Source organism: Neobacillus sp. FW104-15D2, from assembly GCF_058790155.1.
On sequence record NZ_JBYTCJ010000072.1, the window covers coordinates 1 to 1278 of the forward strand.

At 39.1% G+C, this 1278-nt stretch carries 1 protein-coding gene; it reads left to right on the forward strand.

From position 1 onward, the window contains the following. Positions 1-1195: group II intron reverse transcriptase/maturase (ltrA, locus tag AC3WR0_RS25350; protein WP_492554846.1), on the forward strand; the 1195-nt coding region annotated here is incomplete at its 5' end. Positions 1196-1278: the final 83 nt, after the last annotated feature.

A 1278-nucleotide genomic window follows, 5' to 3' on the forward strand; every position in this document is an offset into this window, starting at 1 on the left:
TGGGGTCGATGGAATAACGGTCGATGAACTGAAGCAATATCTGAAAGAGAACAAAGATGAGCTACGTCAGCGCATCAGAACAAGAAAATACCAACCACAAGCTGCCTTAAGAGTGGAGATCCCAAAAGAAAATGGCAAGATGCGCAAGTTGGGAATACCAACAGTAGTGGATAGGGTAGTTCAACAAGCCATTCATCAAGTTCTCAGTCCGATATTTGAAAAGCAATTTAGTGAATACAGTTACGGCTTTAGACCGAAAAGAAGTTGTGAGATGGCTATTATTAAAAGCTTGGAATTTCTAAATGATGGACACGATTGGGTAGTGGACATTGACCTTGAAAGATTCTTCGATACCGTTCATCACGATAAACTGATGCGACTTATATCCAACACAATAAAAGACGGAGACGTCATCTCGTTAATCAGGAAATACTTAATCAGTGGAGTCATGATAAATGGAAAATATGAAGACACACCTGTCGGTACTCCGCAAGGAGGAAACCTCAGCCCATTATTGAGTAATATTATGTTAAACGAACTCGATAAGGAACTAGAGAAAAGAGGACTAAGGTTCGTGAGGTACGCAGATGATGCCCTCATCTTTGTGAAAAGTGAAAAAGCAGCGACTCGAGTAATGAGTTCAATCGTGAGATTTATAGAAGAGAAATTAGGTCTTATAGTCAACGCAGAGAAGAGTAGAATTTCACGTCCAAAAGAACTAAAATTCTTAGGATTTGGGTATTATTACGACTCTAAAAACGAGAAATACCGAGTGAAACCTCATTCAACCTCAATACAGAAATTCCAAAGGAAGCTTCGACAATTAACAAAGCGGAACTGGAGTATTTCACTAGACTATCGAATATTGAAACTTAAACAAGTCATATTCGGATGGGTAAACTACTTCAGAATCTCAAACATGAAAGAAGCCACAAAGCGAATTGATAAGAAGCTTCGCTCCAGAGTTAGAGTCATCATCTGGAAGCAATGGAAGGTATCGAAGAAACAAATCAAATCGCTTGTTCAATTAGGGATTCCTGAGGAAGAAGCGAAAGGACTAACGTTCTGTCGGAAAGGTTACCGGTATATCGGATTATCGAAAGTTGTTCAAAGAGCAATTTCAAACAAAAGACTAAAGCAGAGGGGACTACCCTCTGCTTTAGAACATTATCTAAAAGTACACACTGTAATATAAATTGAACCGCCGTATACGGAACCGTATGTACGGTGGTGTGAGAGGGGCGAAAATAATTAAATTATTTTCCCTCTACTCGATTT